Origin of the sequence: Ensifer sp. 4252 (genome assembly GCF_050434565.1) — a bacterium.
Taxonomy (GTDB): Bacteria; Pseudomonadota; Alphaproteobacteria; order Rhizobiales; family Rhizobiaceae; genus Ensifer.
The window spans coordinates 336,675-351,184 of record NZ_JBNDIU010000003.1 but is presented as its reverse complement, the minus strand read 5'-3'; the positions used below and the strand labels follow the sequence as shown (position 1 = coordinate 351,184).

12 protein-coding genes are annotated in these 14,510 nt (G+C 61.8%); 5 read left to right on the top strand and 7 right to left on the bottom strand.

The annotated features are described in order from the left end of the window. Positions 1-145: 145 nt before the first annotated feature. From ABIE33_RS10645 to ABIE33_RS10635, 3 genes are all read right to left on the bottom strand, one after another. Positions 146-826, bottom strand: coding sequence for a response regulator (locus tag ABIE33_RS10645; protein WP_053249738.1), 681 nt, complete (start codon positions 824-826; stop codon positions 146-148). A 453-nt stretch (positions 827-1,279) separates the two neighbouring features. Further along, positions 1,280-2,440, bottom strand: a complete 1,161-nt coding sequence (locus ABIE33_RS10640) for a CobW family GTP-binding protein (RefSeq protein WP_429124580.1) — start codon at positions 2,438-2,440, stop codon at positions 1,280-1,282. A 12-nt stretch (positions 2,441-2,452) separates the two neighbouring features. Beyond that, the gene (locus ABIE33_RS10635; protein ID WP_429124728.1) at positions 2,453-3,523 is read right to left on the bottom strand and encodes a D-alanyl-D-alanine carboxypeptidase family protein; all 1,071 of its coding nucleotides are present in this window, start codon (positions 3,521-3,523) and stop codon (positions 2,453-2,455) included. A gap of 191 nt (positions 3,524-3,714) precedes the next feature. Between ABIE33_RS10635 and ABIE33_RS10630 the strand changes: the two genes are divergently transcribed. Both ABIE33_RS10630 and ABIE33_RS10625 read left to right on the top strand, forming a co-directional pair. Beyond that, positions 3,715-4,878, top strand: coding sequence for a M20 aminoacylase family protein (locus ABIE33_RS10630; protein ID WP_429124578.1), 1,164 nt, complete (start codon positions 3,715-3,717; stop codon positions 4,876-4,878). A 22-nt stretch (positions 4,879-4,900) separates the two neighbouring features. Further along, positions 4,901-5,365: an Lrp/AsnC ligand binding domain-containing protein gene (locus ABIE33_RS10625; protein ID WP_025424674.1), complete on the top strand. Its 465-nt coding sequence runs from the start codon at positions 4,901-4,903 to the stop codon at positions 5,363-5,365. Between the two features lie 55 nt (positions 5,366-5,420). On the opposite strand, the gene ABIE33_RS10620 is transcribed toward ABIE33_RS10625, so the two are convergent. After that, complete coding sequence (locus ABIE33_RS10620; protein ID WP_429124577.1) at positions 5,421-6,470, bottom strand: NAD(P)-dependent alcohol dehydrogenase; 1,050 nt, start codon at positions 6,468-6,470, stop codon at positions 5,421-5,423. 221 nt (positions 6,471-6,691) lie between these two features. Here ABIE33_RS10620 and ABIE33_RS10615 point away from each other — a divergent pair, with 221 nt between their 5' ends. After that, entirely contained in the window at positions 6,692-7,633 is a 942-nt protein-coding gene (locus ABIE33_RS10615; protein ID WP_429124576.1) for an AraC family transcriptional regulator, read from the top strand. A 6-nt stretch (positions 7,634-7,639) separates the two neighbouring features. On the opposite strand, the gene ABIE33_RS10610 is transcribed toward ABIE33_RS10615, so the two are convergent. Next, on the bottom strand, positions 7,640-8,122 hold the full coding sequence (locus ABIE33_RS10610) for an Lrp/AsnC family transcriptional regulator (protein WP_429124575.1): 483 nt from the start codon (positions 8,120-8,122) through the stop codon (positions 7,640-7,642). A 79-nt stretch (positions 8,123-8,201) separates the two neighbouring features. Here ABIE33_RS10610 and ABIE33_RS10605 point away from each other — a divergent pair, with 79 nt between their 5' ends. Together ABIE33_RS10605 and ABIE33_RS10600 are read left to right on the top strand one after the other, a co-directional pair. Beyond that, complete coding sequence (locus tag ABIE33_RS10605) at positions 8,202-11,258, top strand: aminotransferase class III-fold pyridoxal phosphate-dependent enzyme (RefSeq protein ID WP_429124573.1); 3,057 nt, start codon at positions 8,202-8,204, stop codon at positions 11,256-11,258. 110 nt (positions 11,259-11,368) lie between these two features. Next, the gene (locus ABIE33_RS10600; RefSeq protein ID WP_429124572.1) at positions 11,369-12,379 is read left to right on the top strand and encodes an amino acid ABC transporter substrate-binding protein; all 1,011 of its coding nucleotides are present in this window, start codon (positions 11,369-11,371) and stop codon (positions 12,377-12,379) included. Between the two features lie 444 nt (positions 12,380-12,823). On the opposite strand, the gene ABIE33_RS10595 is transcribed toward ABIE33_RS10600, so the two are convergent. Together ABIE33_RS10595 and ABIE33_RS10590 are read right to left on the bottom strand one after the other, a co-directional pair. After that, positions 12,824-13,711 carry a branched-chain amino acid ABC transporter permease gene (locus tag ABIE33_RS10595; RefSeq protein WP_429124570.1) on the bottom strand — a complete coding sequence of 296 codons (888 nt, stop codon included), beginning with the start codon at positions 13,709-13,711 and terminating at the stop codon, positions 12,824-12,826. 26 nt (positions 13,712-13,737) lie between these two features. Next, positions 13,738-14,475 carry an ABC transporter ATP-binding protein gene (locus ABIE33_RS10590; protein ID WP_429124569.1) on the bottom strand — a complete coding sequence of 246 codons (738 nt, stop codon included), beginning with the start codon at positions 14,473-14,475 and terminating at the stop codon, positions 13,738-13,740. Positions 14,476-14,510: the final 35 nt, after the last annotated feature.

The window sequence follows — 14,510 nt, the reverse complement described above, 5'->3', positions numbered from 1 at the left end:
TTTAAGGAAACATGCAGTAGAGCGTTTCGGCATTGGACGGAATCGCAAAAACGCTCTATCTCTTTGTTTTTACGCATTTCCTGAATGCTTTAAGACGCCGCATTCACGTTGAATGCGGCGTTCTCGGCAATCAGAGGCTGGTCGCCTAGTTGATGCGCCGTGATGCACTGCGTTCGGCAGAGCCGTCCGGCAACACATCCAGGCGCTGCGCTGCCAGCACCACTTCCACACGGTTCCTGACGTCGAGTTTCTGCATCAACACCGTCATGTAATGCTTGACGGTCTTTTCGCTGATATCAAGACAGGCCGCTATTTCGCGGTTGGTGCTGCCACGCATGAGATGGCGAACGATCTGCTCTTCGCGCAGACTCAGGCGTCGTTGTGCCTGGGACCGCCGACGGATTTCCGCTGTCTTCATGGCCATGATGACCTTGGTCGCGAACCCCGCCGTGATGAACGTTTCGCCGTCATAGACCGTGCGTATGGCCTCGTGCAGGTCGCTGGCGCTGCTGCCCTTCAGCACATAGCCAGAGACCCCGTAGTTCAGGACTTGTATCGCGGTTTCAATGCTTGAATTTGCGGTGAAGACGATGATCCGCGTGTCTTTGTATTTTTGCGCAACCAGCTCGATAGCCGCAATGGCGTCGCCGGGCATGCTCAAATCGAGCACGAGAACTTCAGGTGAAAATTCTTCAACTATTTTCAAAGCATCGACCGCGTTTTCGCCCTTCGCGACGATCTCGAGGTCACTTTTTCCAGAATATAAACTGACCAGTCCTTCCAGAAGGATCGGATGGTCGTCAACAAATGCAACTGATATCGACATGGTCGTTGCTCTCCCTCCGCAACAAACATGCTAGTTCATCAGATCAGCGTTTTAAAGAAGACACTTAACTTCTAGTTAATTTGGAAAGCGCAGAAATATTGTTCCAACGTGGCTAAAGGCGCGGACGAAACATCCGCAATAGCGCGCAAATACTCGCCCTTTTTGATTTAGGAGACCGACAAACACCGTATGGGAAAAAACGGCTACAGGTTCACTGACTTCAATCTTTACAGGCAGTTAGAGATCTGATGCCGCATCTTGACTGGTGATTCCACACGTCCGTGACACAAACATCGCCATTCTCAGGATGCTTTCGGCAAGTTAAAAGTAACGCCAAAATATTAGCCCAAAAATGTTTACACTCCCGCTGAAACATCGCCCGAAAGTACTACAGATTTTAACCGCTTTCCGCGCCTTTTGCAGCAAAAGACGACCGGCAGCACGCAAACAACTCTAGAATTTCATTCCAGGCACAACCAGAGGGTTGTCGGAAAGCGCCTGAGCGTCGGGACGATCAATGCGTGGCTTTCCCGTAAAGGCATCGAAAAGATCGCGCACGAACGCTTCGCTGAGCCCCTTGGTGATCAGCACCATACGCGTTCGCCGATCGCCACGGTCCGGCCAGGCGGAAAGCCGCTCCGGCGTGTGAAAGACATTCTGCACGCCATGCAGGACCAACGGCCGCTCCGGATTGTCGCAGACGGCGACGATCGCCTTCATCCGCAACAGCTTCTCGCCATGGGCCGAGCGAAGAAGGTCGACGAACATGTCGAGCGCCATCGGTTCGATCGGCCTGTCATGCATGATGCTGAACGAACGAATGTCCGCACCATGGCGTGTCGCATCGTGGTGATGGCGGTGATGATCATGGTCATGGTCGTGATGGTGGCCATGATCGCCGTCATGGTGATGGTGATCGTGGAGATGATGTCCGTGATCGGCCTCGTCCTGCAACCAGCGGCCGACATCGGCGATCTTCGACGCAGGGTCGTAAAGACCGCAGGCAAAGAGCGCGCTCCGCCCCGCTTCGGAACTGTCGCCATTGACGAATGGCGCCCGCGGATTGAGCGCTTGCAGACGCAAGCGCAGTTCATCCAACTGTGCCGGATCGGCAAGGCCGGCCTTGCTGACGACGATGCGATCGGCGACCGCGACCTGCTTTACCGCTTCCTCGTGGTTGGCGAGCGTCTGCAGCCCGTTGACCGCATCCACAACAGTCACCACACCGTCGAGACGAAAGCTCTGGGCGATCACCGGATTGCCGATCACCGATTGCAGCACCGGCGCCGGGTCGGCAAGCCCCGTTGTTTCGATGACGACGCGCTTCAGCGGCTTGATCCGGCCGGTCTGCATCCGGTCCATGAGATCGGCAAGCGTATCCACCAGTTCGCCGCGCACCGTGCAGCACAGGCAGCCATCGGAAAGCTCGATGACGCCGTCGCTTGAAGCTTCCACCAGCAGGTGGTCGATCGAGACATCGCCGAATTCGTTGATGATGACGGCCGTATCCGAGAGATCCGGATCCTTCAGAAGCCGGTTCAGCAGCGTCGTTTTGCCTGCACCGAGAAAACCGGTCAGGATCGAGACCGGCACCGCCGGCAGTGGGCTAACCATTGCAAACTCCGATCAGAGGCTCGGCCGCGGCACCGGGATCGGCACATTGGCGACATCGCCCTGGCCGGCCGGATCGGCACCCGCCTTCGCCAGCTTGTCGCCGCTGCCGGGGATGAGGCCGGCAAAGGCCAGCTTCAGCGGACGGCTGATCTCGTGGATGTACGGCGAGAGCAGCTTCTGCCGCCCGGCTTCGTCACGCCCTTCGCTGCGCACCTTGGCGGCAGCCTTCGAGCAGATCTGCTTGCTGACATCGGCAACCAGGTCACGGGTCTCGCCATACGGCGCGATCTGCACCAGCGACGGCTTGGCGGTTCCGGATGTCGTCAGCGCCGTCTGCAACAGGCGCGCGGATTCGTCGGCACGCGCGCCGAGGCTGTCTTCGCCAAGCACGACGGAAACGACGCTACGGCCATCGCGCGTCGCCGAGGAGACCTGGTTGAAACCGGACGCGCAGATGAAACCGGTCTTCATGCCGTCAGCGCCTTCGAAGCGGCCGATCAGCATGTTGTAGTTCGGATAATCCTTCTTGCCGGTGGTAAACCCTTCCAGCGAGAAATAGGGCGCGTATTCGGGGAACTCACGCTTCAGCGTGATCGCGAGCACGGCAAGGTCGCGCGCGGTGGTGTACTGGCCAGGCCCAGGCAGGCCGTTGGCATTGATGAAATGCGACGACGTCATGCCGATGCGGCGCGCTTCGGAATTCATCCGGTCAATGAAGGCGGGCTCGGAACCCCCAACGGCTTCGGCGATTGCAACCGCCACATCGTTTGCCGACTTCACCAGCATCATCTTCAGCGCGCTGTCGAGCGTCATCGCCTGACCGGGCTTGTAGAACATCTTGCTCGGCGGCTCCGAGGCGGCGTTCTTGGTCATCACCACAGGGCTTGTCAGCGCCAGTTGTCCCGACTTGATCGCCCGGAAGGTGGTGTAGGCCGTCATCAGCTTGGTCAGCGACGCCGGGTACCATTTCTGGAAGATGTCCTGGTGCTCGTAAACCTTCAACGTATTGACGTCGACGACCAGCCGCGGATTGGCAACCGCCGGCAAAGCCATGAGAAGGCTCGCGCAGGCACCGGCCACGATACCCACTGCTCTTGCCTTGCCACGCATGAAAAATCCTGCTGTCACCACCATAGTCCTCGAAATTCCGCTGTTGCCTCGTCTCGTCCGGCTATTTAGCCTATATGGCGAGGAGATGGCAAAGCCCATTCGTTGGCTGCTGCGCCAATCCACCGCAGATAGATGTGATCGAACAGACCGACAGGACTTAACTCATGCCGATTCTCAACCGTGCCGCCGAACTCCAGAACGAAGTCACCGAATGGCGGCGTCATCTGCACAAGAACCCCGAGCTCCTGTTCGCGGTGGAAAATACGGCAGCCTTCGTCGAAATGAAACTGAAGGAATTCGGCGTTGACGAAATCGTGACCGGTCTTGGTCAGACGGGCGTCGTCGGCCTGATCAAAGGCAATCTTGGCCCCGGCCGCACCATCGGCCTGCGCGCCGACATGGATGCACTGCCGATCACCGAGACGACCGGCAAGCCCTGGGCGTCGGAAACAACAGGCAAGATGCACGCCTGCGGCCATGACGGCCACACAGCCATGCTGCTCGGCGCGGCAAAGTACCTTGCCGAAACCCGCAACTTCGCCGGCAGCGTCGCCGTGATCTTCCAGCCGGCCGAAGAAGGCGGCGGCGGCGGCAACGAGATGGTCAAGGACGGCATGATGGAGCGCTTCGACATCGCCGAAGTCTACGGCATGCACAATATGCCGGGCATGCCCGTCGGGCATTTCGGCAGCCGCGTCGGCGCGATCATGGCCTCGACCGACGAGTTCACCATCACCATCAAGGGCCGCGGCGGCCATGCCGCCCAGCCGCACAAGACGATCGACCCGATCGTCATCGGCACGCAGATCGTCACCGCGCTGCAGACGATCGCGTCGAGAACGGTCGATCCGCTTGCCTCGGTCGTGGTCTCGGTCACCAAGTTCAACGCCGGCTTTGCCCACAACGTCATCCCGGAGGAGGCGGTTCTCGGCGGCACGGTGCGCACGCTGAAGCCGGAAGTGCGCGATATCGGCGAGACCCGCATCCGGCTGATCGCCGAAGGCATCGCCGACGTTTATGGCGCAACCGTCGATGTCTGGTACAGCCGCAACTATCCGGTCACCGTCAACCATGCGGACGAGACGGGCTACGCGCTGAAGGCAGCGGCGGAAATTGCCGGCGAAGGCAATATCAGGCCGTCGCTCGACCCGATGATGGGCGGCGAGGATTTCTCCTATATGTTGCTCGCCCGCCCAGGCGCCTTCATCTTCATGGGCAACGGCGACACCGCCGGGCTGCACCACCCGGCCTATGACTTCAACGACGAAGCGATCCCGCACGGGATTTCCTATTGGGTGAAACTCGCGGAAACGCGACTTGCCGCCTGAGACGCGAGCGGGAGGCGGCACGATGCATCAGATCGACAAGATAGACCGTAGAATTCTCAACATCCTGCAGGCGGATGGCCGGATCACCAATCTGGAGCTTGCCGATCGCATCGGCCTGTCGCCAACGGCAACCAGCGAAAGGCTGCGTCGGCTTTTGAAGGAAGGGTATGTTTCGGGCTTCGGCGCTCGTCTCGATCCCCAAAAGCTCGGCTTCGGCCTGCTCGTCTTTATCGAGGTCATGCTCGACAAGACGACGCCTGATGTCTTCGATCAGTTTGCGATCGCGATCAAGCAGGCGCCGGCGGTTCTGGAATGTCACATGGTCGCCGGCGGCTTCGACTATCTCGTCAAGACCCGCTTCGAGGACATGGCCGCCTACCGCAACTTCCTCGGCCAGGTGCTGTGGACGCTGCCGGGGGTCAAGGAAACCCGCACCTACGCGGTGATGGAAGAGATCAAGAATGACGGGCCGCTGCCCCTCGTCTGAGGCAAAATAAAAAGCCCCGGGAGCCGCTGGGATCCCGGGGCCGTTTCCGACAGGCTTATGCCGCGTCGAGCGACGCCATGTCGATGACGAAGCGGTAGCGCACGTCGCTCTTGACGACCCGCTCATAGGCTTCGTTGATCTCCTGGATCTTGATCGTTTCGATCTCCGAGACGATGTTGTGCTCGCCGCAGAAATCCAGCATTTCCTGGGTTTCCTTGATCGAACCGATCATCGAGCCGGAAATGCTGCGGCGAGCCGGAACCAGCGCAAAGGCATGAACCGGCACGGCATTTTCCGGAATGCCGACCAGCACGAAATCGCCGTCAACCTTCAAGAGGTTGAGATAGGCGTTCCAGTCGATCTCGGCCGCGACAGTGCAGATGATCAGGTCGAAATTGCCCTGAAGCGTCTTGAAGGTTTCCGGATCGTTGGTGGCGTAGTAGTGGTCGGCACCGAGCTTCAACCCGTCTTCCTTCTTCGACAGGCTTTGGCTGAGCACCGTCACCTCCGCGCCCATGGCGTGGGCGATCTTCACGCCCATATGGCCAAGGCCACCCATGCCGACGATCGCGACCTTCTTGCCGGGACCGGCCTTCCAGTGACGCAGCGGCGAATAGAGCGTGATGCCGGCGCACAAAAGCGGTGCCGCCGCGTCGAGCGGCAGGTTTTCCGGGATCGAAAGCACGTAGCCTTCCTTGACGACGATGCTGTCGGAGTAGCCGCCCTGCGTTGCGGTCTTGCCGTCCGCCTCGACGCCGTTATAGGTCACGACCAGGCCCGGCAGGTAATGTTCGAGATCCAGATCGCGTGTCGCGCAGGTGGTGCAGGAATCGACGAAGCAGCCGACGCCGGCGCGGTCACCCACCTTGAATTTGGTGACCTTGGAGCCGACGGCGGTGACGATGCCGACAATTTCGTGGCCCGGGACCATCGGGAAGGCCGAGTTGCCCCATTCGTTGCGTGCCTGGTGAATGTCGGAGTGGCAGACTCCACAATATTTGATGTCGATCACCACGTCGTCGTCGCGCGGCTCGCGACGTTCGAAGGTGAAGGGCGTAAGCGGTTTCGATGCGTCGGTCGCCGCATATCCTCTTGCAATGGCCATCAGTCTGTCCTTCAATTTTGGGAGATGCGAAAAGGCCGGAGCGTTACCGGCAGATCGCAGGCAGGGACTATGCGTTCGCCACCGACAAAAGCGTTATCGCGATCCTGCAAAGTTTTTGCCCGATCCTGCAATAATGAAAAATGCATAGTGGCAATGGCGCTTCGAAGTCTTATTTGAGCACTGCCTCAGACAATGCTAAGCCGCTGGAAAGACCAAAGAATATGACAGCCATGCGACAGACTGCCAGACAGGACATGATCGACGTCATTGCCCGGATCGCCGGGAAGGACGGAGATCACCGGACCGCAATCCCAGGCTTGAGCATTCATCGCCATTCCGGCGACGCACCGGCCAATTGCGCCGCCTACAAGCCGAGCCTTGCGATCATCGTCCAGGGCGCCAAGCGCGTGGTGCTCGGCGACGAGACGCTGATCTATGGCGCCTCCGATTATCTGCTGACGTCGATCGACCTGCCGGTCCTGTCCCAGGTCTGCAAGGCCTCCATCCAGGAGCCCTATCTCAGCTTCGCCTTCCAGATCGATACGACCAAGATCCCGGCATTGCTCGACTTTCTGGCACAGGGGCCGCTGTCGGCGCCCGCTTCGCCACGCGGCATGACGGTCAGCAAGATCACGCCTGACCTCGAAGATGCAGCACTCCGGCTCCTGCGCCTGCTCGATCGGCCCGACGACATTCCCGCACTCCTGCCGCTGGTCGAGCAGGAAATCCTCTATCGGCTGGTCACTGGCCCGCACGGCCACCGGCTTCGCCAGATGGCGACCGCCGAAAGCCAGCCGCATCAGGTCGGCCGCGCCGTCGCCTGGCTTAAGGAGCACTACTCGCGGCCGCTGCGCATCGACGATCTGGCAAGCCGCGTCTCGATGAGCGTCTCGTCGCTGCACCACCATTTCAAGGCGATCACGGCGATGAGCCCGCTGCAGTACCAGAAGCAGCTGCGGCTGCAGGAGGCGCGGCGGCTGATGCTGGAGGAGAGCCTCGATGCCGGGGACGCCGGCCATCAGGTGGGCTACGAGAGCCAGTCGCAGTTCAGCCGCGAATATGCCCGCCACTTCGGCGAGCCGCCGATGCGCGACATCGGCCGCGTGCGCCGCACTCTGGTCGAGCGTTTCGCCGGCGAGGCGGAGATGCTGAGCGAAGGCTGAGGCGCGTCAGCTTCTTTCGATATCACGCCTGAGCACGATCGACGTCGTCAGGTCCTCGACATTGTCCATGGTCGCCACCTCGTTGCGCAGTTCGTTCAGCGCATTGATGGATCCGACCTCGACCTCGACGACCAGATCGAGTTGTCCGCTGACCGACGAAACCTTGCGCACGGACGAAAAGCCGGCGAGCCGGTCGAGCACGCCGATCGATGGCGTGCGCTGCAGCGTGACAAGCAGGAACGCCTGGATCTGCCCCTCCTCCAGCTGGCCGATATCGGCGCGATAGCCGCGGATGATGCCCGCCTTTTCAAGACGCGTGACGCGCTCCGTCGTCGCACTTCTGGAAAGCCCGATCCGGCCTGCCAGCGACTTCATCGGAATGCGCGCCTCCCGCGACAGGATGCTCAGGATCGTCCGGTCGATCGCGTCTGTGTCCTGCATGGTTTCCGCCTCCGAGCGCGCCGACAAGATGACGGTTATTATAAACATAATGCCGGTGCAACCGGCATATTGCCGGATGCATGCGTCGGCCACCCGTGCAACTCTGCCTGCCAAGACGAGGGTTCCCATGAACGACATGCTGAAGACGACACCAGACTTTTCCATCGATGCGGCGGCAGCACTGCTCCGGCAGCATTACGGCCTTGCCGGTACGCTCTCGCTGCTCGCCAGCGAACGCGACCAGAACTTCAAGGTCGAGGCAGCAGACGGCGCCACCTATATCCTGAAGATCGTCAATGCCGCCGAGCCCGAGGTCGAGAGCGACTTCCAGACGGCGCTGCTGAGCCACGTCGGAACCTTTGCAGCCGAATTGCCGGTGCCGCACATCCGGCCGACCTTGGCTGGCACCAGCCTTGCCGAAACCACCAGCCAGCACGGCGTGCGCCATCGGCTGCGTCTCGTCAGCTGGGTTTCCGGCCTTCCGCTCGCCGAAACCGGCCGCAGCGCCGCAGCACTGCAGTCGCTGGGCCAGATGCTCGGCCGCTTCGACGCCTCGCTGAAAGGCTTCATGCACCCGGGCGCGCTGCGCGATCTCGATTGGGACATTCGCAGGGCCGACCGTTCTGGAAACAGGCTCGGCCATGTAGCGGACCCTGAAGACCGCGCTTTGCTCGAGCGCTTCCTCGCCCGCTTTGCACAGACAGTCGAGCCGAGACTGGCCACCCTGCGCTCGGCCGTCATTCACAACGATGCCAACGACTGGAACGTGCTGGTCGACAAGGCCGATCATGACCGCATTTCCGGGCTGATCGATTTCGGCGACGCGCTTTATGCGCCCGTCATCGCCGAAGTTGCAATTGCCGCCGCCTATGCCGGTCTCGATCATCCCGATCCGATCGGCGCCACCGCCGCCATCGCCCGCGGCTACCACGCGGAATATCCGCTGCTTGAGGAAGAAGTCGATCTTCTCTTCGACCTCATCGCCATGCGGCTCGTCACGTCGGTGACGATCTCGGCCTCGCGCCGGGCCCACACCGCCGACAACCCCTATCTCGCCATCAGCGAAAAGCCTGCCTGGACGCTGCTGCGCAAGCTCGACCGGATGAACCGGCGCTTTGCAACCGCGATCCTGCGAAAGGCCTGCGGTTTCGAGGCGGTGCCCGGAACGCGCGGCGTCACCGCCTGGATCGCCGAAAACCGCAAGGCGCTTGCCCCACTGCTGGAACGGCCGGCCGCCACCTATCCGGCAGCGCTGGTGCCCTATGGCGACCCGAAGCATCCGATGACGGTGAAATCCGCCGGCGAACAACCGGATGAAGCCCAGGCGATCTGGGAAGACCATTGCCGCGAACACGGCATCGATCTCGGCATCGGCCCCTGGGGCGAGGCCCGCACTGTCTATGCCGGCGAGATGTTCATCTCGCGGCTGATCGAGCATACCCGCCGCACCCGCCATCTCGGCCTCGACCTGTTCATGGCCGCCGGCACCAAGGTCTTCACGCCGATCGCCGCCACCGTCGTCAGTGTCGAGATCGAAAAGGACCCGCTCGGTTACGGCTGCCTGATTGCGCTTCGCCACGAGCCCGAAGGCTGCCCGCCCTTCGTGTCGCTCTGGGGTCATATGGCGCATGAGGCGATGGGACGGATCAAGGCCGGCGACAGGCTCGAAGCCGGTGCGCTCGTCGGCGAAATGGGAGCGCCGAAGGAAAACGGCGGCTGGGCGCCGCACTTGCACCTGCAGCTTTCCGTCGATACCAGCCTTTCGGCCACCGAAATCCTCGGTGTCGGCGAGCCTCAATATCTCGACGTCTGGGCCGAACTCTTCCCCGATGCCCGCACCTTCGCCGGCATCGCCGAGGAATTCTACGCCAGAAGCGGCCGCGCGCACGACGAGATCGTCAAGCTGCGCAGGGAATTGCTGCTGCCGAACCTGTCGATCTCCTACGAAAAGCCGATCAAGTTCGTACGCGGCGAAGGTGTCTGGCTGATCGACGACAGCGGCCGCGCCTATCTCGACTGCTTCAACAATGTCTGCCACATCGGCCATGCGCATCCGGCAGTGGTCGAGGCGATGGCGAAGCAGGCGGCGATCCTCAACACCAACACCCGCTATCTGCACGACAACATCGTCGCCTATGCGGAACGGCTGACCGCGACGCTGCCGAAGGAGCTGACGGTCGCCGGTTTCGTCAACAGCGGCTCGGAGGCCAACAGCCTGGCGCTGCGTCTGATGCGCGCCCATACCGGCCGCGAAAACGCCATCACGCTCGACTGGTCCTATCACGGCACCACGCAGGAACTGATCGACATCAGCCCCTACAAATTCCGTCGCAAGGGTGGCAAAGGCCCGAAGCCCCACGTCCATGTGGCCGATGTTCCCGACAGCTTCCGTGCCCCGGCGGACTGGCCGGCCGAAGAACACGGCAGGCGTTTTGCCGAAAGCGTCGCCGAGCAGATCGCCGCCATGCAGGCGAAGGGCGAAGGTCCCGGCTTCTTCATCGCGGAATCGATCCCAAGCGTCGCCGGCCAGGTGTTCCTGCCCGACGGCTACCTCAAGGAAGTCTATCGCCTGGTGCGCGAAGCCGGCGGCGTCTGCATCGCCGACGAAGTCCAGGTCGGCTTCGGCCGCGTCGGCAGCCACTGGTGGGCCTTCGAGACCCAAGGGGTGGTTCCCGATATCGTCACCATGGGCAAGCCGATCGGCGACGGTCATCCGCTGGCAGCCGTCGTCACCACCCGTGAGGTCACCGACAGCTTCAACAACGGCATGGAGTACTTCAACACCTTCGGCGGAAACCCGGTTTCCTGCGCCGTCGGCCTTGCCGTGCTCGACGTCATAGAGGGGCAGGACCTGCGTGGCAACGCGCTTGCCATCGGCAACTATCTCATCGAGTCCTTCCGGGCGATGCAGGCGCGCTACGAGGTGATCGGCGATGTGCGCGGCATGGGTCTGTTCCTCGGCATCGAACTCGTCAGCAACCGCAAGACCAAGGCACCCGCCACAGAATTTGCCCGGGCCGTTTCCAATGGCGCGCGCCAGCGCGGCGTGCTGATGGGGACCGAAGGACCGCATGACAACGTCTTGAAGATGCGCCCGCCGATGATCTTCTCGAAACGCGACGCCGACCACCTGCTCGCAGTCCTCGAAGAGACCTTTGCGGATGTGAGCAAGAAGCTCGGCTAAAGGCCGGGCTCGATACCGCCGTAACCGATAGCAGTTGGCCGGGACGCCCACGCATCCCGGCAGCGAAGACGCATGCCTTCATAACAGCATAACAAGAGGAGAACAGGACAATGAAATCAGGAATTCTAGCGCTTGCGGGTGCGGCATTTCTCGCCGGCACGGCGGCAAACGCCGCCACGCTCGATGTCGTGAAAGAACGCGGCGAGCTTCGCTGCGGCGTCAGCCAGGGCGTGCTCGGCTTTTCCGCACCGAACGACAAGGGCGAGTGGAGCGGTTTCGACATCGACTTCTGCCGTGCGGTCGCTGCCGCAGCGCTCGGCAATGCCGACAAGGTGAAGTACGTGCCGCTCTCGACCAAGGAGCGCTTCACCGCGCTGCAATCGGGCGAAGTCGACCTGCTGTCGCGCCAGACCACCTGGACGCTGTCGCGCGACAGCGATCTCGGCATGAGCTTCGTCGGCGTCAACTACTATGACGGCCAGGCCTTCATGGTGCGCAACGACCTTGGCGTGAAGAGCGTCAAGGAACTCTCGGGCGCCTCCGTTTGTACGGAAACCGGCACGACCACCGAGCAGAACATGGCCGACTACTTCAGCTCCAACAATATCCAGTATCAGGTCATCGCGTTTGAAAAGCCTGACCAGACGATCCAGGCCTTCAACACGGCGCGCTGCGACGTCTATTCGACCGACGCCTCGGCACTCTACGCCCAGCGCCTGACGCTGAACGATCCGGATCGCTTCGTCGTGCTGCCCGAAGTCATCTCCAAGGAGCCGCTCGGACCGGCCGTGCGCCAGGGCGACGAGCAATGGTTCAAGGTCGTGCGCTGGACCCTGTTCGCGATGATCGAGGCTGAAGAGCTGGGGATCACCAAGGAGAATGCGACGAAGATGCAGGAAAGCGGCACCGTCGGCCAGAAGCGTTTCCTCGGCATCGACAACGAAGCCGGCAAGGCGCTGGGCCTTGGCCCGACCTGGGCCTTCCAGGCCGTCTCCGCCGTCGGTAACTACGGCGAAGTGTTCGAAAAGCATCTCGGCAAGGACAGCGCGCTCAAGATCGACCGCGGCCTCAACAAGCTGTGGAGCCAGGGCGGCCTGATGTACGCGCCGCCGGCGCGCTGATCGCAGGCAAATCCGGAGAAGGTCTTCCCTCCGGAATTGCGCCAACCAATAGACCAGCCAACGATTTCGCCGCGGCCCTCACCGCGGCGTTTTTCGCTTTTGCCGCTGGCGAGAAGCGGTTTGCCAACGAGCGCGCAGTTTTCCGTGGTTGCGGCTGGAATCCGCAAGCTCGCATCCGCTCGTTGGGGAAATCCGTAGGCGTCCGACAAAACCCCTCATTTCTGTGCTTGTCACAGAAATCCAGCCAGCCCAAGTCCTTGGGCTGAAAACGGTCTCTGACCCGACAGACGTCGGGTCGCTGGATCCCCGCCACAAGGGCGAGGATGAGGGAACACGAAGTGCCCCTTTCCAAAGACAATAAACACCTGTCAATACGCCGATGCTGCCACGCATTACTTATGTTTCAGCCTGGCGTTCGAGCCAGGTCGCGCGGCCGCCGTCTTATCAGAGCTTGACGATCGTCTTGCGCGCAAGCAGCCCCTGCGGCGCAAAAAGCAGCACGCCGATGACGAGCAGGATGGTGAAGGCATCGCGGTAGCTGAGCAGGCTTTCCGGCAGGTAGGCCTGCAGGAACACCTCGATGAAACCGAGCAGGAAGCCGCCGGCGACGGCGCCCGAGAGGCTGCCGAGCCCGCCGATGATTGCGGCGATGAACGCCTTCAGGACCGGCAGGAAGCCCATCAGCGGATCGACGCTGCCGCGCTGCGCCACCCAGAGAATGCCGGCGACGCCTGCAAGCAGCCCGGAAATGGCAAAGGCGGTCGCAACCACCGCATTGGCGCGAATACCCATCAGCCGGACGATGGCGAAATCCTCGGATGCTGCCCGCATCGCCCGGCCGAGAACGGTGGTGCGCAGGAAGAGATTGAGCCCGACGAGCATGATGACGGTGACGAGGATCGACGTGCCCTGGATGAGGCCGAGATGAAGCCCGCCAATCTCGATCGTGCCGGAAAAGCTCTCCGGCATCGGCACCGGCTTGGGCCGCGCCGAGATGAAATTCTGAAAGAGGACGCGCAGGATGGCGCTGACGGCAAAGCTGGTGAGAAGCAGCGTCGTGCCATTGGCGCCGCGCACCGGCCGGAAGGCGACGCGTTCCATCAGCATGGCAAGCACTACGGCGATCATCAGCGCGCCGAAGACCGCAAGCGGAAACGGCAGCCCCAGCAGAAGGGCGAAGCACAGCCCATATCCGGCCGCCGTCATCAACTCGCCATGGGCGAAATTGATCAGCCCCATGATCGAGAAGACGACCGCAAGCCCGAGCGCGAGCAGCGCATAGGTACCGCCGAGGCTGAGCGCATTGACCAGCTGCTGCAGGAACATGTCCATCGTTGTGACCTCTTGCCCGCGGGCCCTCAGGCGCCGAGATAGGCGCCCTGGATTTCGGTTGAATTGCGAAGCTCGGCGGCGGTGCCGGAAAGCACGATCCGACCGTTCGCCATGACATAGCCGGTGTCGGCGATTTCGAGCGACAGCGCCACGTTCTGCTCGACGAGCAGGATCGTCAGCCCCTTCTGGCGCAGGCCGGCAATCAGGTCGAAGATCAGGTCGACCACCTGCGGCGCGAGCCCGAGCGACGGCTCGTCGAGCAGCAGGAGGTCGGGCGACGACATCATCGAGCGGGCGATCGCCAGCATCTGCTGCTCGCCGCCGGAGAGCGAACCGGCCTTCTGACCCAGACGCTCCTTCAGGATCGGAAAGCGCGACAGCATGTCTTCGCGCACCTCGGAGATTACGCCGCGCGCCTTGTGCATGGCGCCGCCAAGCAGCAGATGTTCGTCCACCGTCAGGCTCGGAAAAATGCGCCGGCCTTCCGGCGTCAGCGTCATGCCGAGCCTGACGATCTGTTCCGGCGGCAGACCGGAAATGTCCTGGCCGTTGAAGGCCACCCGCCCCGCCTTCTTTGCCACAAGCCCCACCAGCGCATTCAGCGTCGAGCTCTTGCCGGCGCCATTGGCGCCAAGCAGCGTAACGATCTGCCCCTTGCCGACGGTGAGATCGACGCCTCTCAGCGCCTCGACGGCACCATAGGCGACCTTGAGGCCGCTGACCTCGAGCAAGGGCTTCTGAACTGGAATTTCACTGTGCATCATCGGGGCAAAGTCCTTGCCATGGATTGCGAGACGGC